At 63.9% G+C, this 18,782-nt stretch carries 16 protein-coding genes; 3 read left to right on the top strand and 13 right to left on the bottom strand.

The annotated features are described in order from the left end of the window. The first annotated feature begins 54 nt into the window (after positions 1–54). Positions 55–1,587 carry a MocR-like pyridoxine biosynthesis transcription factor PdxR gene (pdxR, locus tag BFD71_RS01990; protein WP_083244996.1) on the top strand — a complete coding sequence of 511 codons (1,533 nt, stop codon included), beginning with the start codon at positions 55–57 and terminating at the stop codon, positions 1,585–1,587. On the opposite strand, the gene BFD71_RS01995 is transcribed toward pdxR, so the two are convergent. The 12 genes from BFD71_RS01995 to BFD71_RS41950 all read right to left on the bottom strand — a co-directional run bounded on the left by BFD71_RS01995 (position 1,535) and on the right by BFD71_RS41950 (position 15,614). Then, positions 1,535–2,509, bottom strand: coding sequence for an aldo/keto reductase (locus BFD71_RS01995; protein ID WP_069261584.1), 975 nt, complete (start codon positions 2,507–2,509; stop codon positions 1,535–1,537). The genes pdxR and BFD71_RS01995 overlap by 53 nt on opposite strands. Before the next feature lie 115 nt (positions 2,510–2,624). Next, positions 2,625–3,929 (bottom strand): NAD(P)/FAD-dependent oxidoreductase, encoded by a 1,305-nt coding sequence (locus tag BFD71_RS02000; RefSeq protein ID WP_069261585.1) that lies wholly within the window; start codon positions 3,927–3,929, stop codon positions 2,625–2,627. Beyond that, complete coding sequence (locus BFD71_RS02005) at positions 3,929–5,221, bottom strand: NAD(P)/FAD-dependent oxidoreductase (protein WP_069261871.1); 1,293 nt, start codon at positions 5,219–5,221, stop codon at positions 3,929–3,931. The genes BFD71_RS02000 and BFD71_RS02005 overlap by 1 nt, the downstream gene beginning before the upstream one ends. A 62-nt stretch (positions 5,222–5,283) precedes the next feature. Further along, positions 5,284–6,864 carry a DUF3138 family protein gene (locus BFD71_RS02010; RefSeq protein ID WP_069261586.1) on the bottom strand — a complete coding sequence of 527 codons (1,581 nt, stop codon included), beginning with the start codon at positions 6,862–6,864 and terminating at the stop codon, positions 5,284–5,286. Positions 6,865–6,977: 113 nt separating this feature from the next. Beyond that, positions 6,978–7,892, bottom strand: a complete 915-nt coding sequence (locus tag BFD71_RS02015) for an ABC transporter permease subunit (RefSeq protein ID WP_069261587.1) — start codon at positions 7,890–7,892, stop codon at positions 6,978–6,980. After that, positions 7,889–8,860: an ABC transporter permease subunit gene (locus tag BFD71_RS02020; protein WP_069261588.1), complete on the bottom strand. Its 972-nt coding sequence runs from the start codon at positions 8,858–8,860 to the stop codon at positions 7,889–7,891. The genes BFD71_RS02015 and BFD71_RS02020 overlap by 4 nt, the downstream gene beginning before the upstream one ends. Positions 8,861–8,873: 13 nt before the next feature. Continuing rightward, the gene (locus BFD71_RS02025) at positions 8,874–10,025 is read right to left on the bottom strand and encodes an ABC transporter ATP-binding protein (protein ID WP_069261589.1); all 1,152 of its coding nucleotides are present in this window, start codon (positions 10,023–10,025) and stop codon (positions 8,874–8,876) included. Positions 10,026–10,275: 250 nt separating this feature from the next. Beyond that, positions 10,276–11,397 (bottom strand): polyamine ABC transporter substrate-binding protein, encoded by a 1,122-nt coding sequence (locus tag BFD71_RS02030; protein ID WP_069261590.1) that lies wholly within the window; start codon positions 11,395–11,397, stop codon positions 10,276–10,278. 75 nt (positions 11,398–11,472) lie between these two features. Next, positions 11,473–12,915, bottom strand: coding sequence for an aspartate aminotransferase family protein (locus BFD71_RS02035; protein ID WP_069261591.1), 1,443 nt, complete (start codon positions 12,913–12,915; stop codon positions 11,473–11,475). 20 nt (positions 12,916–12,935) lie between these two features. Next, positions 12,936–14,270, bottom strand: a complete 1,335-nt coding sequence (locus BFD71_RS02040) for a glutamine synthetase family protein (protein ID WP_069261872.1) — start codon at positions 14,268–14,270, stop codon at positions 12,936–12,938. A 31-nt stretch (positions 14,271–14,301) separates the two neighbouring features. Next, positions 14,302–15,111 carry a gamma-glutamyl-gamma-aminobutyrate hydrolase family protein gene (locus BFD71_RS02045; RefSeq protein WP_069261592.1) on the bottom strand — a complete coding sequence of 270 codons (810 nt, stop codon included), beginning with the start codon at positions 15,109–15,111 and terminating at the stop codon, positions 14,302–14,304. 278 nt (positions 15,112–15,389) lie between these two features. Next, positions 15,390–15,614: a hypothetical protein gene (locus BFD71_RS41950; RefSeq protein WP_236596917.1), complete on the bottom strand. Its 225-nt coding sequence runs from the start codon at positions 15,612–15,614 to the stop codon at positions 15,390–15,392. Positions 15,615–16,059: 445 nt separating this feature from the next. Between BFD71_RS41950 and BFD71_RS02050 the strand changes: the two genes are divergently transcribed. Next, positions 16,060–16,611, top strand: coding sequence for a cupin domain-containing protein (locus BFD71_RS02050; RefSeq protein ID WP_069261593.1), 552 nt, complete (start codon positions 16,060–16,062; stop codon positions 16,609–16,611). A gap of 80 nt (positions 16,612–16,691) precedes the next feature. Next, positions 16,692–18,182, top strand: coding sequence for an aldehyde dehydrogenase (locus BFD71_RS02055; RefSeq protein WP_069261594.1), 1,491 nt, complete (start codon positions 16,692–16,694; stop codon positions 18,180–18,182). A gap of 19 nt (positions 18,183–18,201) precedes the next feature. Here BFD71_RS02055 and BFD71_RS02060 read toward each other — a convergent pair whose 3' ends face one another. After that, complete coding sequence (locus BFD71_RS02060) at positions 18,202–18,645, bottom strand: MarR family winged helix-turn-helix transcriptional regulator (RefSeq protein WP_069261595.1); 444 nt, start codon at positions 18,643–18,645, stop codon at positions 18,202–18,204. Positions 18,646–18,782: the final 137 nt, after the last annotated feature.

Genomic DNA, 18,782 nt, shown 5'->3' on the forward strand with positions numbered 1-18,782 from the left:
ACTTGTGGCACCATTGTTAGTCCCACCGAAACTAAAAACAATGGAGCCACGGGTTTGGACTACGCGTTGATGATGACGGCCTATGCGAAGCGCGCCGTGCGCAAGCTCACGCAGCAGGACCTGCTTTACGAGAGCCTGCGCCGCGCGATCCTCGACGGCGATATTGGCCGCGGCACGCGCCTCGCGTCGAGCCGCGCGCTCGCGGAGCAGCTAGGCATCGCGCGCAACTCGGTGCTCTATGCGTATGAGCGGCTCGTGGAAGAGGGCTTCGTCAGCGCGACGCGCCACGGTTCGGTCGTCAACGCGGTCAGCGCCGGTGCAGTCGCAACCCCGGCCCAGACCACGCAGCGCGAAGAACCCGTGCCTGCGCTTGCGCGCCGCGTGCGCGAACTGCCGCCGCGCCGCGCGGGCCGCGACGGCTCGAAGGCGCTGCGCCCAGGCGTGCCCGCGCTCGACGCGTTTCCTTACGCGCAATGGCGCACGGCGGTCGAACGCGCGCTGCGCGAGTTGCGCGCGCACGATCTCGGCTATGGCGACAGCGCGGGCATGCCCGCACTGCGTCAGGCAATCGCGCAATACGTACGCGTGTCGCGCGGCGTGCGCTGCCAGCCCGACCAGGTGTTCGTCACGGACGGCACGCAGTCGAGCCTCGACCTGTGTGCGCGTCTCTTCGCGGACGAGGGCGAACGCGCGTGGATCGAAAATCCGGGCTACCTCGGCGCGCGCGTGGCGTTCACGGCCGCGGGGCTGCAACTCGTGCCGATGAGTGTGGATGCGGCGGGCATGTCGACGCGCCCCGAGGACTGGCGCGAGAGGCCGCCGCGACTCGTCTATCTCACGCCGTCGCACCAGTATCCGCTGGGCTGCGTGCTGAGCCTCGAGCGGCGGCTCGCGCTGATCGAGCAGGCGCGCGCGTGCGGCGCGTGGATCGTCGAGGACGACTATGACAGCGAGCTGCGCCACGACGGGCCGCCGCTGCCGTCGATCCAGGGCCTCGCCGACGACGCGCCCGTGATCTATCTCGGCACCTTCAGCAAGACGCTGTTTCCGGCGCTGCGCATCGGCTTCATGATCGTGCCGCGGCGTGTGGCCGCGCAGTTCGCGCAGGCGCACCACACACTCGTGCGCCAGGGGCGCGTGGCGGAACAACTGGCGCTCGCGGAATTCATCGAAAGCGGGCGTTACGCGCGCCATTTGCGGCGCATGCGCAAGCTCTACGAAGAGCGCCGCGACGGTCTGGTCGCCGCCATCGACAAACATCTGGCCGGCGTGATGACGGTGTCGGCGGACGCGGGCGGCATGCATTTGAGCGTACGCCTCGACGCGCCGCTCGCCGACGCCGATGTGAGCGAAGCCGCGCGCGCACACGGCCTGCATCTATCGCCGTTGAGCGCGTATTGCGTCGATGCCCCGGACGCCGCGCGCTACAACGGCTTCCTGCTCGGCTATGCGGAAACGCCGCCGCAGGTCGCCGACGCGCTCATGCAGACGCTCGCGCGCATCGTGCGCGAACGTCTGCCAGCGGCTCCATCGCTTATTGGTGGCCCGCAATCACATGCGGCAGATACGGCGCTTCGAGTGTCTTGATCTCTTCGTCCGAGAGCTTGAGCGAAAGCGCCGCCACAGCGTCTTCGATGTGCTGTGGCTTCGACGCGCCGATGATCGGCGACGTGATGGCGGGCTTGTGCAGCAGCCACGCGAGCGCGACCTGCGCACGCGGGACGTCGTGAGCCCGCGCGATGGTGGCGACCGCATCGATGATAGCCTTGTCCGCATCGGCGCCATAGAGCGTCTTGCCGAACTTGTCGGTGGCCTCGCGCTCGCTCGTCTCGTTCCAGTCGCGCGTGAGGCGGCCGCGCGCGAGCGGGCTCCATGGCATGACGGCAATGCCCTGGTCGGCGCACAGCGGCAGCATTTCACGCTCTTCCTCGCGATACAGCAGGTTCACGTGGTCCTGCATGCTGATGAATTCGGTCCAGCCGTTCAGGCGCGAGGTGTAGAGCGCCTTGCTGAACTGCCACGCGTGCATGGAAGAAGCGCCGATATAGCGCGCCTTGCCGGCCTTCACGACATCGTGCAGCGCTTCGAGCGTTTCTTCGATGGGCGTGTTGTAGTCCCAGCGATGGATCTGGTAGAGATCGACGTAATCGGTGCCGAGGCGCTTGAGGCTATGGTCGATTTCCGTGAGGATGGCCTTGCGCGACAGGCCCTGGCCGTTCGGGCCGGGCCGCATGCGGTTGTACACCTTCGTGGCGAGCACGATGTCGTCGCGCTTGACGAAGTCGCGCAGCGCGCGCCCGACGATCTCCTCCGAGGTGCCGTCCGAATAGGTGTTCGCGGTGTCGAAGAAGTTGATGCCGGCGTCGAGCGCCTGGCGGATGAGCGGGCGGCTGGCGTCCTCGCCGAGCGTCCACGGGTGCGCGCCGCGTTCGGCCACGCCGTAGGTCATGCAACCGAGACAAAGACGCGAAACCTGCAGCCCTGTCGAGCCGAACCTGACGTAATCCATTGCTGGTGCTCCTTGCGAATAGGCGTTTCAAGCAGAGGAAGTGCGTGCGCCGCGCGAGCGCGGCGGACTTTCGCAAGGGTATAACAGGCCGGCGGAACGTGCAGGGCGTGCCGCGTCAGAACATTTCCATCACACGGTGGTAGAGCATGCCGATTTCGAGCGCAGGCCGCCGCCACGCGGGGCCGCCGGGGAAGCGCGCGTGCCGCAGCTGCGCGAACAGATCGAACGAGGCGCGCTCGCCGACGATGGCCTGCGCAACGAGACGCCCCGCCATGCCCGTGAGCGCCACGCCGTGCCCCGAAAAGCCTTGCACATAGTAATAATTCGGGTCGATCACGCCGAAGTCGGGCGCGCGGTTGCGCGTGACATCGACGAAGCCGCCCCATGCGTATTCCACGCGCGCACCGGCGAGCTGCGGGAAGGTATCGCTCATGCGCGTTTGCATGGCCGCTGTAAGGCGCTCGGGCGCGGCACCGGTCGAATCGGCGCGGCCGCCGAACAGCATGCGGTTGTCCGCCGAGACCCGGAAGTAGTCGAGAAAGAAGTTGTTGTCACATACGGCTGAACGTTGCGCGATCAACGAGTCGGCCAGCTCGCGCCCCAGCGGCTCGGTCGCGATGATGTACGAGGCGATGGGCGCGATACGCGCGGCCACGCTGCCGGGCAGCACGCCGCCCGGCGCGGCGTTGCAGCACGACACCACGAAGCTGCAGCGTACTTCGCCGTGCGTCGTTCTGACCACGGGCCGCGCGCCGCGTACGACTTCGAGCGCACGCGTATGCGCGAAGAGTTGCGCGCCTTCGCGGCGCGCTGCGTCGGCGAGGCCAAGACAGTACTTGAGTGGATGCAGATGCCCCGAAACGGGATCGTAGACCCCCGCGATATAACGCTTTGACGCCACGCGTGCGCGCGTGGCGTCGGTGTCGAGCCATTCGAGTCGATCGTAGCCCCAGCGCGTGCGTGCGGCGTCCATCCATGCGCGTAGATCGGGCACGCGCTTCGTTTTCGTCGCAACGGTCAGATAGCCCGGCGTGAAGTCGCAATCGATGCCATAGCGGGCGATGCGCTCGCGCACGAGGTTCACGCCCTCGATGGAGAGCGCCCACGCCGCACGTATGCCTTGCGCGCCGAGTTGCTTTTCGAGCACTTCGTCTTTCGCAAAGCCCACGAGCGTCTGCCCGCCGTTGCGGCCCGAGGCGCCCCAGCCGGGACGATGGGCGTCGAGCACCACGACCGAAAGGCCGCGTGCGCGGCACTCCAGCGCGACCGAGAGTCCGGCGAAGCCCGCGCCGATCACACAGACGTCGGCGTCGAGCGTGCCTTCGAGCACGGGGTCGTCGTCGGCGGGGCGCGTGGCGGTGGCTTCGTAGTACGAGTGGCGGGCGAGGGCGTCCGCCTGGGCGTCGAGGTCGAGTGTCATCAAAGCAGGTCCTTCATCCGATACCACGCCATCGCGAGCACGAGGGCAGGGGTTCGCAGTGTAGCGCCGCCCGGGAAATCGCGGTGACGGACCTTGCCGAACAGGTCGAAGCGCGCGGCCTGGCCGTGGATCGCCTCGGCGATCAGCGTGCCAGCGAGTCCCGTGACGTTCACGCCGTGACCCGAGAAGCCCTGCGCGAAGTACACGGTGGGCGAGAGGCGGCCGAAGTGCGGCGCGCGGTTCATCGTGATGTCCACGTAGCCGCCCCACGCGTAATCCACCTTTACGTCGGCGAGTTGCGGAAACGTCTTCAGCATGTCGCGACGCATGGCTTCGCCCAGATTGGGCGGTGCGAAGGTGGAATAGCTCACCTTGCCGCCCCAGAGCAGGCGCGTGTCCGCGGCGGGACGGAAGTAGTCGAGTACGAAGCGGCTGTCGCATACGGCAGCCTGGGCGGGCATCAGCGCATTCATGCGTTCGGCGCCGAGTTTTTCGGTGGCGATCACATAAGTGCCCACGGGCATGATCTTGCGCGCGAGCGCGGGAGCGAGATCGCCCAGATACGTATTGCATGCGAGCACGACGAACTTCGCGCGCACGCTGCCACGCGCGGTTTCGACCACATGCGCACCGTTTTCTTCGCGCAGTCGCGTGACAGGGCTGTTTTCGTACACGCGCACGCCCGCTTCGATCGCCGCGCGCGCGAGCCCGAGTGTGTAGTTGAGCGGATGCAGATGCCCGCTATCGGGATCGTAGAGGCCGCCCGGATAGCGCGACGACGCGACGTAGCGTCCGACACCGTCGCCGTCTACATACTGGAACCGGTCGTAGCCGAAGCGCTGCGCCGCCTCGTCACGCCAGCGCTTGAGCGCATCCACGTCGCGCGCCTTGTTTGCGGCGGTGAAATAGCCTTCCGTGAGCGCGCAGTCGATGTTGTGCTGCTTGACGCGCCGCTTCACGATGTCGAGCGTCTCCAGGCCCATGTCCCAGATCTGCCGGACCTCCGCTTCGGGCATGAACTGCGCGAACGTGTCGATATCGCAGGCAAAACCGCCAATCAACTGCCCGCCGTTTCGCCCGCTTGCCGCCCACCCCACTCGCGAGGCTTCCACGAGCGCGACGCGGTGGCCGCGTTCGGCGAGATTCAGCGCGGCGGAAACACCCGTGAGGCCCGCGCCGACCACGCAGACATCGGCATCGAGCACGCCTTCGAGCGCGGGGTGCGTGGTCGAGTCGTGGGCGGTGGCCGCGTACCAGGACGGGGCATGAGGCTGATTGGCGAATTTGAGCATAGCGGAAAGCGAATCAGGAAACAGCGGGCGACAGCACGAGGCCGCCGCCCGCCGCGACTTCATCAGAACGAGTAGATGAACTGCGCGCCCAGCAAGTCGTTGCTCTTGCTGTACGAGCCGTCGCTGTTCAGGAACACGCGCTGCGTGGCCCAGTCGTGGCGATATTCCACCTTCACCTGGATCTGCTGCGTCGGGAAGAACAGCAGGTCGAGCGCGACGTCCTGACGGGTTGCACCCTTGCACTCGAAGCCGAAGCCGCCGCCGGCCTTCGAGTTTGCCAGGCAGTCCGCACCAATGCCGAAGCCGTTGGCCGTATCCATGCCGTTCGAGTTGAGCACGATGCCGCCGCCACCACCGCCGTTCTTGCCGTTCGCGAGCAGGTCGTAGCGCGCCGTCACGCCCATGCGGCCCACCACCGGTGCGAAGAACTTGCGGTGCGCGAGCAGTGAGAAGCCGTACCACTGCGCGTTGCCGCCGTTGAATGCCGCGCGCTGCTGCTGGCCGTAATCGACTTCGGCGTTGTACTGGATGTCCGCGAGCGTGTAGCTTGCGTCCACTTCGCCGAAGAAGAAGTAGCCGCCCGAGCTCGATGCCTGGCCACCCACGCCGTACACGGCCTGACCCGTCGTCGAATCGAACGCGCTCGGCAGCGTCTGGCGGCCGATGTTGAACGAGCCGCCGATGTCGAGTGCGCTAGACCACGTGTAGTCGGCTCGCGCCGTGAACGTCGGGATCCTGTTGCTCGTGGTGATCGGGTCGCCCAGCGCGTTCTGGCCCGTCTGCACGACCGCGCCATTGGTGCGGTACTGCTCGTTGCCGATCATGAACTTGAACGCCCACTGGCTGCCGCTCGGTGTGTAGTTCCAGCCGATACCCACATAGCTGCCCGGATCGGAGAAGTCGTAGAGCAGGTTATGCGTGAGCGTGAGCATCTGGTTGGACTGCTGCACCTCGTAGCCGCCAAAACTCGGCATGAGACCGGCGACGAACGTGCCCGTGGCAGTCACCGGCACAGTAACGACTGCCGTGTTCAGGATGTTGTTGCCAATTTCGCCGTGCTCGTTCTGCAGCAGCGTGATGCCGTTGCCGCGGTTGGGCATGAGCGTGATTTCGGCCGAAGGCGCCATCGGGCCCACGCCGAAGGTCTTCTTGATGTCGAGATAGACATCGCCGAACGTGCTGTTGAAGTAGTTATACGAACCCGTGTGGTTCGCGAACAGGAACGACGAGGTGCCCGGTGCACGGTTGTAGATGTACGTCGGGTCGATGTAGCCGGTGATCGACAAGCCCGCGAGCGGACCGGTGTTGGCGGCGTCGGTGAGCGAATCGACCTTGAGCTGCTGGTTCGCGATCTGCTGCTTCATCGCATCGACCTGGTCGTTGGTCAGGTTCGCCTGCGCCTTGCCGTAGTCGGGCGAGCTGATGTCGACCGGCGCTGCTGCGGCTACGGGTGTCACCGGTGCTGCGGCTACCACCTTGCCGCTGCTCTTCGACTGTGCCAGCTCGGTCTTCAGGGACTTGACCTCTTTTTGCAGGGCGTTGAGCTGCTCCTGCAGGGCCTTGATCTGTTCGCTGGTCGAGTCGGCAAAAGCGAGCCCTGGCAACGCCCCGGCCACCAGCAGACAGATTAACTTCTTCTTCATTGGAATTCTCCTTGTTGGTCGTTAATACAGATACTTCGGCGTGTGGCTGGGGCGCGGCGGGCGGCGCGCACCGCCACCCGCACGGGTCGCATAGGCTTCTTATGGATTGCTCGTCACGCCGCGCGCCGTCCGATCGGCGCACCCACCGCGCCGGCAGGGGCGGCGGCTGGCGTGACGGCTTCGGCGGCATCGGGCTGGACGAAGGCGAGCTGCATGTCGCGCATACGCTTCTTCTCGCGTGCGCTCATCAGCTGGTTCACGGCGATCACGCCGATCGTCACCGCGCTGATGAAGAGCGTGGCGAGCGCGTTCATCTCCGGGTTCAGGCCGAGACGTACGCGCGAGAACACGACGAGCGGCAGCGTGGTCGAGCCCGGTCCGGAAAGGAACGCGGACAGCACGAGGTCGTCGATCGAAAGCGTGAACGAGAGCAGCCAGCCCGAGAGCAGGGCCTGCGAGATGAGCGGCAGCGTGATGACGAAGAACACCTTGAGCGGCGTGGCGCCGAGATCGAGCGCGGCTTCCTCGAGCGACTTGTTCATCTCCTTCACGCGCGACTGCACGATGATCGCGACATACGACACGCACAGCATCACGTGGCCGATCCACATGGTCAGTACGCCACGTCCCTTTGGCCAGCCGAGCAACTGCTCCATTGCAACGAAGAGGAGCAGCAGCGAGATGCCTTGAATGACCTCGGGAATTACGAGCGGCGCGTTGATCATGCCCGCGAAGAACGCGAAGCCCCTGAAGCGGCCCATGCGGGCGAGCACGTAGCCGGCCCATGTGCCGATCGCGACAGAGGCGAACGCCGTCATCAGACCGATTTTCAGCGACAGCCACGCGGCGCTGAGCAGTTCGTCGTCCTGCAGCAGGGCGGCGTACCACTTCAGCGAGAAGCCCGACCAGACGGTGACAAGCTTGGACTCATTGAACGAATAAACGACGAGGCTGACGATCGGGATATACAGGAACAGCATGCCGAGCGTGAGCACCCCTGCGGAGAGTGCGCGATTGGGCTTGATCATTTGCGGTCCTCCAGTTCCTTGACCTGGTTGTGCTGGAAGAGAGCCATCGGCACGAGCAGCAGCAGCACCATCGCGACGGTGACGGCGGACGCCATAGGCCAGTCCATGTTGTTGAAGAACTCGTCCCACATCACGCGGCCGATCATGAGCGTGTCGGCGCCGCCGAGCAGTTCGGGAATCACGTACTCGCCCACGGCGGGAATGAACACGAGCAGGCTGCCCGCGATGATTCCGTTCTTCGAGAGCGGCAGCGTGATCCGCGTGAAGGCCACCCAGGGCTTCGCGCCCAGGTCGTAGGCGGCTTCGAGCAGCGTGAGGTCCATCTTCACGAGGTGCGCGTAGAGTGGCATCACCATGAAGGGCAGGTACGAATAGACCATGCCGATGTAGACGCCCGCGTCGCTGTGATAGAGACGCAGCGGAGAGTGGATCAGGCCGACGGCCATGAGCGCGTGGTTGAGCAGGCCGTCGTCCTTGAGAATGCCGATCCACGCGTACACGCGGATCAGGAACGAAGTCCAGAACGGCAGCATCACGGCCATCATGAGCAGGTTGCGTGTGGCCGGGTTCGAGCGCGCGATGTAGTAGGCGATGGGGTAGCCGATCAAGAGGCAGAAGATCGTCGAGACTGCCGCCATCTTCAGCGAGCTGATGTACGTGGCGACGTACAGGCTGTCCTGCAGCAGGAACGCGTAGTGGCCCAGTTGCAGCGCGAAGTGCACCACGCCGTCCTTCATCTCGACGAGATTCGAGTAGGGCGGTACGGCCATCACCTGGTCGGCGAAGCTGATCTTCAGCACGAGCACGAACGGCAGCGCGAAGAACAGCGTGAGCCAGATGAACGGCACGCCGATCACGGCGGTGCGGCCCGAGGGCACGAAGCGCGAGAAGAAGCGCGCGAGCGCGCCCCGGCGAGCGTCTGCGGCGGCGCGGCCTGAGCCGGGCGTGGCGGGAATGGTGGTACTCATGATGGAGGTCTCCTTACTGCGTGAGCACGACGCCGCTGGCCGGCGACCAGGACACGTAGACATCGTCGTTCCAGGCGGGCGCGCCATCGTTCATGAGATGCGAACTGGAGAGGTTCGAGACGACCACCTTGCCGCCCGGCAGACGCACGTGATAAAGCGAATAGCTGCCCATGTAGGCGACATCCGTGACCACGCCGCGCGCCCAGTTGTGCGGCGTGCCGGGCTTCTCGCGCGTCACGCGCACGCGCTCCGGCCGCACCGAAATACCCACGGGCATGCCGAGCGGGCCGGTCACGCCGTGGCTCACGTACATGCGCGTTTCGAGGTCATCGCTTTCCACGAAGATGTGATCGGGCTCGTCCTCGACGACCTTGCCTTCGAACAGGTTGGTCGAGCCGATGAACTCGGCCGAGAAGCGGCTGTTGGGGAATTCGTAGACTTCGCCGGGCGAGCCGATCTGGACGATGCGGCCTTCGCTCATCACGGCGAGGCGGTTGGCCATGGTCATCGCCTCTTCCTGATCGTGCGTGACCATCACACAGGTGACATCGACTTTCTCGATGATGTTCACGAGTTCGAGCTGGGTCTTCTGGCGGATCTTCTTGTCGAGCGCCGACATCGGTTCGTCGAGCAGCAGGAGCTTGGGGCGCTTCACGAGCGAGCGCGCAAGCGCCACGCGCTGCTGCTGGCCGCCCGAAAGCTGATGCGGTTTGCGCTTGGCGTAGCGGCCCATCTGCACGAGGTTGAGCGCGTCGGCCACGCGCTCGCGAATTTCGTTCTTCGGCACGCCTTCCTGCTTGAGGCCGAACGCGACGTTCGACTCCACGCTCATGTGCGGGAAGAGCGCATACGACTGGAACATCATGTTGACGGGGCGGCGGTACGGCGGCAGCGACGCGAGATCTTCGCCATCGACGAAGATGCGGCCCGACGTGGCCGTTTCGAGGCCCGCGAGCATGCGCAGCAGGGTGGACTTGCCGCAGCCCGAGCTGCCGAGCAGCGCAAAAAGCTCGTTCTTGGCGATGTTCAGGTTCACGTTGTCCACGGCAGTGCTATCGCCGAACTTCTTGACGACGTTTTCGATACGCACGAACGCATCGTTCGTTGCCGGGGTCGCGTTGGCGCGCGAAGCTTCTGGGGCGTTGACTTTGGACGTCGAATTCATGATCTGACCTTGGTTCCTTTCTGATCGCAGTACACGTTTTTCAGGCGCGAGCCGGCCTGCACGGGGCGCTGACGCGACTCGCGATTAGTACTGCGAACGGAGCTCGGAAAAGGCTCGCGCGCGTCGTCAAAGCAGGGGGGCGGCGCTGCGCGGCCTGACTTCGGAATTGCGTACTTCAGGCGGAGAGGGGTCGAGCGATCCCTCTTCCGCGTCGTCTCCTTCTTGTTTCCTTCAGGGGGGAATCAACGCGTCAGTGGCCGGTCTTCAACTGGGCCCACAGACGGTTTTCAAGGCGCAGGATGTCGGCCGGCATCGGCTTCATCAGCGTCATCTTCTTGAGCACGTCTTCCGACGGGTACACCGTCGCGTCCTGCGCGACTGCCGGCGTGACGAACTGGCGTGCGGCCTTGTTCGCCGTCGGGTAGAACACTTCGTTGGTGATCTGCGCGTTGACCTTCGGATCCGAGATGTAGTTGATCCACTTCATCGCGTTTTCGGGGTGCGGTGCGTCCTTGGGTATGACCATCACGTCGAACCACAGCAGACCGCCTTCCTTCACGTTCGAGAATTTGACGTCGTACGAGCGCTTGGCTTCTTCGGCGCGGCGGTGCGCGATGCCGACGTCGCCCGACCATGCCACGGCAACGCAGATATCGTTGTTCACGAGGTCGTTGATATAGCCCGACGAATTGAACTGGGTGATATACGGGCGGACTTTCTTCAGCACTTCGAATGCGGCTTGATAGTCCGCGGGGTTCGTGCTGTTGGGGTCCTTGTGCATGTATTGCAGCGTCGCGGCGAACACGTCCACGGCCTGGTCGAGGAACGACACGCCGCAGCCCTTGAGCTTCGAGAGATTTTGCGGATCGAACACGAGCGCCCAGCTATCGACCGGCGCGTTCGGCCCGAGCGCCTTTTCCACGGCCTGCTTGTTGTAGCCGATGCCATCGGTGCCGAACGCCCAGGGCACGCCGTACTGGTTGCCCGGGTCCGCGTCTGAGATCATGTGCATGAGCACGGGATCGAGGTTCGCGAGGTTGGGGATCTTCGATTTGTCGAGCTTCTGGTAGACACCCGCCTGAATCTGCTTGGCCATGTAATTCGAGGTGGGCACGACGATGTCATAGCCCGAGCTGCCGGCCAGCAGCTTGGCCTGGAGCGTGTCGTCGCTGTCGTAGTTGTCGTATTTGACCTTGATGCCCGCTTCTTTTTCGAAGTTCGGGATCGTGTCTTTCGCAATGTAGTCGGACCAGTTGTAGACGTTCAGATCGCCGTCTGCCGCGTGCGCTGGCGCGCTGGGAATGGCCGTGAGGCCTGCACACGCTGCGAGGGCCGCGATCGCGACCGCATGACGAAGATGACTAACACTCATGTTGCTTTCCCCTGAAGATGAAGATCGGCGGGAGGCCCAGCACCCCGTTGCGCCGCCCGCCGTGGACAAGTCGCGTTAAGAAAGACCCAGTTGTTGCGCGGTTTGGTCGATGGCCTTCTTCGCCTTCGACACGATTTCATCGATTTCGCCGCGCGTGACGACGAGCGGCGGCGAGAGCAGCATGCGGTCGCCCGTGGCACGCATGATGAGGTTGCCGTTGAAGCAGAAGTCGCGGCACAGCGTGCCCACGTCGCCGCCATTCGCGAAGCGCTTGCGCGCCTTCGGATCTTCGGCGAGCTGCAGGCCCGCCACGAGACCTGCGCCCGAGATGTCACCGATGATCGGATGATTGGCGAACGTCTCGCGCAGGCGTTGCTGGAAGTACGGGCCGGTGTCGTTCTTCACGCGCGTGACGATGCCTTCGTCGCGCAGCAGCTTGAGGTTCGCCACGGCCACGGCGGCGGCGACCGGATGCCCCGAGTACGTGAGGCCATGATTGAACTCGCCGTTCTCGATGAGCGCCTTCGCAATGCGGTCGTGAATGCCCACGGCGCCCATCGGCACGTAGCCGCTCGTGAGGCCCTTGGCCATCGTGATGAGGTCGGGCTCGAAGCCGAAGTGCTGATGCGCGAACCACTCGCCGGTGCGGCCGAAGCCACCGATGACTTCGTCGGCGCACAGCAAGATGTCGTACTTGCGGCAAATGCGCTGTATTTCCGGCCAGTAGGTCGAGGGCGGGAAGATTACACCGCCCGCGCCCTGAAACGGCTCGCCGATGAAGGCGGCCACGTTCTCCGCGCCCACTTCGAGAATCTTCGCTTCGAGCTGCTGCGCACGCGCGAGGCCGAATTCCTCGGGCGACATGTTGCCTTGCGCTTCGCCATAGAAGTACGGCTGGTCGATGTGCACGATGTTCTCGACCTTCGAGGGCATCTGCTCGTGCATGTAACCCATGCCGCCCAGCGTGCCGCCCGCGATGGTCGAGCCGTGGTACGCATTCCGGCGCGAGATGACGATCTTCTTCGAGGACTTGCCTTGCGTGAGCCAGTACTGATGCACGATGCGCAGCACCGTGTCGTTGCCTTCGGAGCCGCTGTTGCAATAGAAGAAGTGGTTGAACGGCTCGGGCGAAAGCTGCGCGAGCAGCGCCGACAATTCGATGACCGGAGGGTGCGTGGTCTTGAAGAAGGTGTTGTAGAAGGGCAGTTCCAGCATTTGTTCGTAGGCGGCGTCGGCCAGTTCCTTGCGGCCATAGCCCACGTTCACGCACCAGAGTCCGGCCATGCCGTCGATGATCTGGTTGCCTTCCGAGTCCCACAGGTATACGCCTTTCGCCTTCACGATCACGCGGCTGCCCGTCTGGTTGAGCGAGCCCATATCCGAAAACGGGTGAATGTGATGCGCGGCGTCCAGCGCGCGGTACTCGCTCGTCGAGCGCGCCGTTCGGCTGGATTGCGCGCGTAGCGTCGTCGGCACTTCCTGCAGCGCGCTGGCCGGGGCGTCGATTCGATAGCTCATTGCTGTATCTCCTTTCGTTTTTACACGTGCAGCAGCAGGTGCTTGCGTTCCCACGAACTGATCACGCGGAAATAGGCTTCGTATTCGGTTTCCTTGAGCGCGAGGTAGGCGCGCACGAACTTCTCGCCGAGGATGTCCTTGAGCGGCTCGCACGAGCCCATCAGCGTGAGGCCTTCCTCGAGATTGCGCGGCAGCTGGTAGGGCAGCGAGTAGCCGTCGCTTACGAGCGGTTCGGTGGGCTTGAGATGCTGCGTCATCCCCAGATAGCCCGCGGCCAGCGTGCCGGCGATCGCGAGGTACGGGTTGGTGTCCACGCCGGGAATGCGGTTTTCCACGCGGCGCGCAGCCGGCGACGAGTACGGCACGCGGAAGCCCACGGTACGGTTGTCGTAGCCCCATGCCACGTTGATCGGCGCGGCCATGAAACGCGAAAGGCGGCGATACGAGTTGATGTACGGCGCGAAGATCGGCATGAGCGCTGGCGTGTACTTCTGCATGCCAGCGATATACGCGTAGAACATGTCCGTGGGCTTGCCGTCCGAACCCGTGAAGAGGTTCTGACCGCTTTCCTCCGAAACGAGGCTCTGATGCACGTGCATAGCCGAGCCCGGTTCGTTCTCCATGGGCTTGGCCATGAACGTGGCGTACATGTGATGGCGCAGCGCGGCTTCACGCACCGTGCGCTTGAAAAGGAACACGCGGTCGGCGAGGTTGAGCGGATCGCCGTGCAGGAAGTTGATCTCCATCTGCGCCGCGCCCACTTCGTGAATCAGCGTATCGACTTCGAGATCCTGAATATCGCAGTACTCGTAGATGTCTTCGAACAGCGGATCGAACTCGTTCACCGCTTCGATCGAATACGCCTGGCGGCCCGTTTCCGGACGGCCTGTACGGCCGATGGGCGGCGCGAGCGGAATATCCGGATCCTTGTTCATATCGACGAGATAGAACTCGAGTTCCGGCGCGATCACCGGCTTCCAGCCCTTCGCGGCATACAGGTCGAGCACGCGGCGCAGCACGCGGCGCGGCGAGATCTCGACAGGCGTGCCGTCGAAATGCACGCAGTCGTGAATCACTTGCGCGGTGGGATCGACAGCCCATGGAATGATGCGGATCGTCGAAGGGTCGGGCACACACACCATGTCGGGGTCGGTGACGCCGGTGAGGCTTCCGTCCTCGGGGTAGTCGCCCGTTACGGTCTGGATCATCACGGCTTGCGGCAGGCGCATCGCCTCGCCCGATTCGAACTTGCTGCGCGGGATGATCTTGCCGCGCGCAATCCCCGCCATGTCGGGGATGATGGCTTCGATTTCGGTGATGTGGTGCTTCTTCAGGAATTCGTCGATTTCATGCATGATCTTTCTCTCTGTTCTGTATGGGCCGGCATCAGGCGTGGGCGGCGCGCGGCGCATGCGCCACGTCGTGTCCGGCCCCGCCCGGTATTCGGGCCAGCATGTGGTTGCGGCAGGCTTCGCCGAACGTGCGGAAGATAGCGGTGGACAGCGCGTCGTCGGCGTACTTCCATTCGGGGTGCCACTGCACGCCAAGCGCAAAACCGGGTGCGTTCGCAACGCTCACGGCTTCGATAAGGCCGTCGGGTGCGAATGCCTCGGCCACGAGGCCCGCGCCCAGCCGTTCGATGCCCTGACCGTGCAGCGAATTCACGCGTGCTTCGCGCGCGCCGCCCGCAAGCTGTTGCAGCACACCGCCTTCCACGAGCTTCAACGCGTGCGCCGGACCGTATTGCGTGTCGAGCGGATCGTCCTTGTTCTCGCGATGGTCGTCGTAGCGCGCAACGTTGTGCACCTGCTGATGCAGCGTGCCGCCGAACACCACGTTCATCTCCTGGAAGCCGCGGCAGATCGCGAGCACCGGCACGCCGGCCTCGATCGCGGCGCGCAGGAGCGGCAGCGTGGTGGCGTCGCGAGCGGGGTCGTGCAGCGTGCCGCTCTCGCTTGCCGGGCCGCCGTAACGATGCGGCTCGACGTTCGAATAGCTGCCGGTGAAAAGCAGTCCGTCCACGGCTTCGAGAATGTCTGCCGCAGTCTGCCGCTCGCCCAGGGCGGGCAGCACGAGTGCGAGCGCGCCTGCTCCATCCACAGCCGCGGCGATGTACTTCTCGCCGGCAACATGTGACGCGTGCGCTCCCATCATCGTGCGGTCGGCCGTGACGCCAACTAATGGTCTGGTTCGCATGACTAATGATTCGGTTGCTTGCCCGTGCGTAGTGTGTCGGCGCTACGGGCGTGACATGACCTTGCAGCCTTGCGGGACGCAAAACTACAAACCCTGTGTGCTCCGCGCAGCGGCGCTAACGGATGGCGCTGCGCGTGGAGATCATGTAGGCGGTTCGTTTCTTGCCGTTGTGAGGCGCAACGGTGTTCAGGCGTGCGCAGCCACATCGCGAAGGCGCGACAGGACACTTCGCGAACCAACGACGGCGAAGAAAACGAACAGCGCGGGAAGGAGAGGCGCTAGGGCAGAAGCGACGCGACTTCGTCCGTGTGGACGGCAATGAAGGCGCGTGCAGAGACCGAGTTGTGACGCCGAACAGAGCGGCGGGAAAGGATCGTGAAGACGGACAGGAACAGGCGAGAGGCAAGCCTGCCGCTACTGCCGTCGGCGATGGCGGTGCAGTCACTGCGAAGACACCTCGCATGACTACGATCCCACCTCACCAGAGGGCCACGGACTCTCACAATAACACTCGACTGGTTGCGTTGAAAAAGGCGTTTGGTTCAAGCATTCGAGGTCGTCAAATTCAGCGATGCATCAAACATTGAACGACATCGATGTATTGCTTTCCAAACTCAGCCGACTTGCTATGTTCCTCGCATAAAACGCGGTTTTTGCGTTGCAACGCGATAGAAACGATGCAGTGTTCGACCTGTAGTTCAGCATATACGAGTCAAAAAGGGCGTCAATTATTTTTTCAAGTTTTTGATGTCAGCACTTTCCCCGAGCGCCCTTTGAAATAGCTCGCTCTGCGAAATATCGGCTCCTGCACTTATATTTCGAATAACTTACAGGGGTTTGTACTGACGCAAAATAAAGCAAACTGATTAGAATATTCAACACGTCCACCGCGCCCTCTCCTCGCGCGTTCACTGCCAACGGTCCTTCATCGTGTCCGAGTCCGCCTCTGTGTCATCCGAAGTCGCCACGCGTCTACGTTATGTCCGCAAACGCTATGGTTTGTCGCAGCGCGAGCTCGCCAAGCGCGCAGGCGTGACCAATGGCGCGATCTCGCTGATCGAGCAAAGTCGCGTCAGTCCCTCGGTGGGGTCGCTCAAGAAGCTGCTCGAATGCATACCAATGAGCCTCGCTGAATTCTTCACATTTGACCTGACCGAAGGGACAGAAGTCGTGTCGCGGCGCGGCGAAATGCCGAACCTCGGCAACGAATCGATCGAGTTCTATCTGGCCGGCGCGAACGTGAAGGACCGCAACATGGGCATCATGCGCGAGGTCTATCAGCCGCTGGCCGATACCGGCCCTGAAATGCTGGTGCATGCGGGGCACGAAGGGGGCGTGGTGGTCGCCGGACAACTCGAGCTGACCGTGGAGGGCACGACCTGGCTGCTCGACCCCGGAGACAGCTACTATTTCGAAAGCCGCTTCCCGCACCGGTTTCGCAATCCCAGCGCGAACGAAGTCTGCGAAGTGGTGTCGGCGAACTCGCCGCCCACCTTCTGACTCCCTGATCGCGCGAACCCGTTTCACCTGACGCCGCGTTGCAGCGTGCAAGGTGGATCGCAAATCATTGAGGCATCCTGATGGAAAAGAAAACATTCGCTTACTGGCAGGACAGGGCCGCGACGCTTCCGATCGAAGGTCGCGCATTCATCGACGGCGCGTATCGCGATGCATATTCGGGCCGCACGTTCGATTGCGTGAGCCCGATCGACGGCCGCGTGCTCGCGAGCGTGGCCGATTGCGGCGCAGCCGATGTCGATGCCGCGGTCGGCGCTGCCCGCCGCGCGTTCGACGAAGGCGTCTGGGCTGGCCTGAATCCGCGTGCGCGCAAGGCCGTTCTGCTGCGCTGGGCCGCGCTCATGCGCGAGCATCTCGACGAACTCGCGCTGCTCGAAACGCTCGACGCAGGCAAGCCGATTGGCGACACGACGACCGTAGATGTGCCAGGCGCGGCTTATTGTGTGGAATGGTTCGCGGAGGCCATCGACAAGGTGGGTGGCGAAGTCGTGCCCGCCGATCATCATCTGGTGGGCCTCGTCACGCGCGAGCCCATTGGCGTGGTCGCCGCCGTCGTGCCGTGGAATTTCCCGATCCTGATGGCCTCGTGGAAGTTCGGGCCCGCGCTCGCGGCGGGCAACAGTGTCGTGCTCAAGCCTTCGGAGAAGTCGCCGCTCACGGCCATTCGCGTGGCGCAGCTTGCGCACGAGGCCGGCATTCCGGCCGGCGTATTCAACGTGCTGCCCGGTGGCGGGGAGCCCGGGAAGCTGCTCGGCCTGCATCGCGACGTGGACTGCATTGCGTTCACGGGCTCGACGAACGTGGGCAAGCAGATCATGCAGTACGCGGGGCAGTCGAATCTCAAGCGCGTGTGGCTGGAGCTTGGCGGCAAGTCGCCCAATATCGTGCTGCACGACTGCCCGGACCTCGACCGTGCGGCGAACGCGGCGGCGGGCGCGATCTTCTACAACATGGGTGAAATGTGTACGGCGGGATCGCGCCTGCTCGTCCATCACGAGATCAAGGACGTATTCCTCGCGAAGCTCGTCGAGGCGGCGAAGGCCTATAAGCCAGGCAATCCTCTCGATCCGGATGTGTCGATGGGCGCGATCATCGACAAGATTCAGCTGGAGCGGGTGCTGAGCTATATCGAAGCCGGTCGCAAGGACTCGAAGCTGCTGACAGGCGGTGAACGCGTGAATGCCGAGGGTGGGGGCTTCTACGTGCAGCCCACGGTGTTCGATACGCATCACGACACGAAGATCGCGCGCGAGGAAATCTTCGGGCCGGTGCTGTCGGTCATTACCTTCAGCACGATCGACGAAGCGGTGCGCATTGCCAACGACAGTGACTACGGGCTCGCGGCTGCGGTCTGGACGGCGAACCTCACGCACGCGCATGAAATTTCGCGCAGGCTCCGTGCGGGCACGGTGTGGGTGAACTGCTACGACGAAGGCGGGGACATGAACTTCCCGTTCGGCGGCTTCAAGGAATCCGGCAACGGTCGCGACAAGTCGTTGCACGCGCTCGAGAAGTACACGGAACTCAAGTCCACGCTCGTGCGGCTGCGATAACGCGAGTTATCGCTCGGAGTTACCGTTCCACCAGCGCGCCGAGATTGGCGCGCACCCGCTGAAGCATCGCGCCGAACTGCTCAGCTTCTTCAGGCGTGAAGCCCGCCAGGGCTTCCGCCTGGACTTCGTCACCTACGCGGCGCGCGCCCGTGAGCACGCCTTGTGCCCTGGGCGTCAGGCTAACCAGCAATTCGCGGCGGTCGTCCGGGTTGGGCGTGCGCACGACCCAGCCGCCTTCTTCCATGCGCTCGAGCAGCCGCCCCGCGGAAATGGGCGCCACTTCCAGCAGTTCGGCGAGGCGCGCCTGGTTCATGTCGCCGTAGTGCGCGAGGTACGCGATCATGCGGCACTGCGCGCGCGTGAGTTCGAGCGACGACTTCGCAAGCTCGTCGTAACGTTTGCCATAGAGCCGGCCCACGTCGACGACCAGGAAGCCAAAGCGCTTTTCGAGGTCGGTAGTCATCGCGCGATTATACGGGCGGGCGGCTCGCGCCTTCGCACGAGCGTCCCTGGCGATACCGATTGCGTCAGCAGGTGCGAGTCGTATAATAAGCAGGCTTATTAATTCGACGCGCTCCGCCCCCCAATCAAGATAGCCGC

Origin of the sequence: Paraburkholderia nodosa (genome assembly GCF_001718195.1) — a bacterium.
In the GTDB taxonomy this organism is placed as follows: Bacteria; Pseudomonadota; Gammaproteobacteria; order Burkholderiales; family Burkholderiaceae; genus Paraburkholderia; species Paraburkholderia nodosa_A.

What these genes read in the sequence shown, in the direction of transcription:
- BFD71_RS01995 (WP_069261584.1), bottom strand. Translation starts at nt 2,509, where the DNA reads ATGGATTACGTCAGGTTCGGCTCGACAGGGCTGCAGGTTTCGCGTCTT.
- BFD71_RS02000 (WP_069261585.1), bottom strand. Translation starts at nt 3,929, where the DNA reads ATGACACTCGACCTCGACGCCCAGGCGGACGCCCTCGCCCGCCACTCG.
- BFD71_RS02005 (WP_069261871.1), bottom strand. Translation starts at nt 5,221, where the DNA reads ATGCTCAAATTCGCCAATCAGCCTCATGCCCCGTCCTGGTACGCGGCC.
- BFD71_RS02010 (WP_069261586.1), bottom strand. Translation starts at nt 6,864, where the DNA reads ATGAAGAAGAAGTTAATCTGTCTGCTGGTGGCCGGGGCGTTGCCAGGG.
- BFD71_RS02015 (WP_069261587.1), bottom strand. Translation starts at nt 7,892, where the DNA reads ATGATCAAGCCCAATCGCGCACTCTCCGCAGGGGTGCTCACGCTCGGC.
- BFD71_RS02020 (WP_069261588.1), bottom strand. Translation starts at nt 8,860, where the DNA reads ATGAGTACCACCATTCCCGCCACGCCCGGCTCAGGCCGCGCCGCCGCA.
- BFD71_RS02025 (WP_069261589.1), bottom strand. Translation starts at nt 10,025, where the DNA reads ATGAATTCGACGTCCAAAGTCAACGCCCCAGAAGCTTCGCGCGCCAAC.
- BFD71_RS02030 (WP_069261590.1), bottom strand. Translation starts at nt 11,397, where the DNA reads ATGAGTGTTAGTCATCTTCGTCATGCGGTCGCGATCGCGGCCCTCGCA.
- BFD71_RS02035 (WP_069261591.1), bottom strand. Translation starts at nt 12,915, where the DNA reads ATGAGCTATCGAATCGACGCCCCGGCCAGCGCGCTGCAGGAAGTGCCG.
- BFD71_RS02040 (WP_069261872.1), bottom strand. Translation starts at nt 14,270, where the DNA reads ATGCATGAAATCGACGAATTCCTGAAGAAGCACCACATCACCGAAATC.
- BFD71_RS02045 (WP_069261592.1), bottom strand. Translation starts at nt 15,111, where the DNA reads ATGCGAACCAGACCATTAGTTGGCGTCACGGCCGACCGCACGATGATG.
- BFD71_RS02055 (WP_069261594.1), top strand. Translation starts at nt 16,692, where the DNA reads ATGGAAAAGAAAACATTCGCTTACTGGCAGGACAGGGCCGCGACGCTT.
- BFD71_RS02060 (WP_069261595.1), bottom strand. Translation starts at nt 18,645, where the DNA reads ATGACTACCGACCTCGAAAAGCGCTTTGGCTTCCTGGTCGTCGACGTG.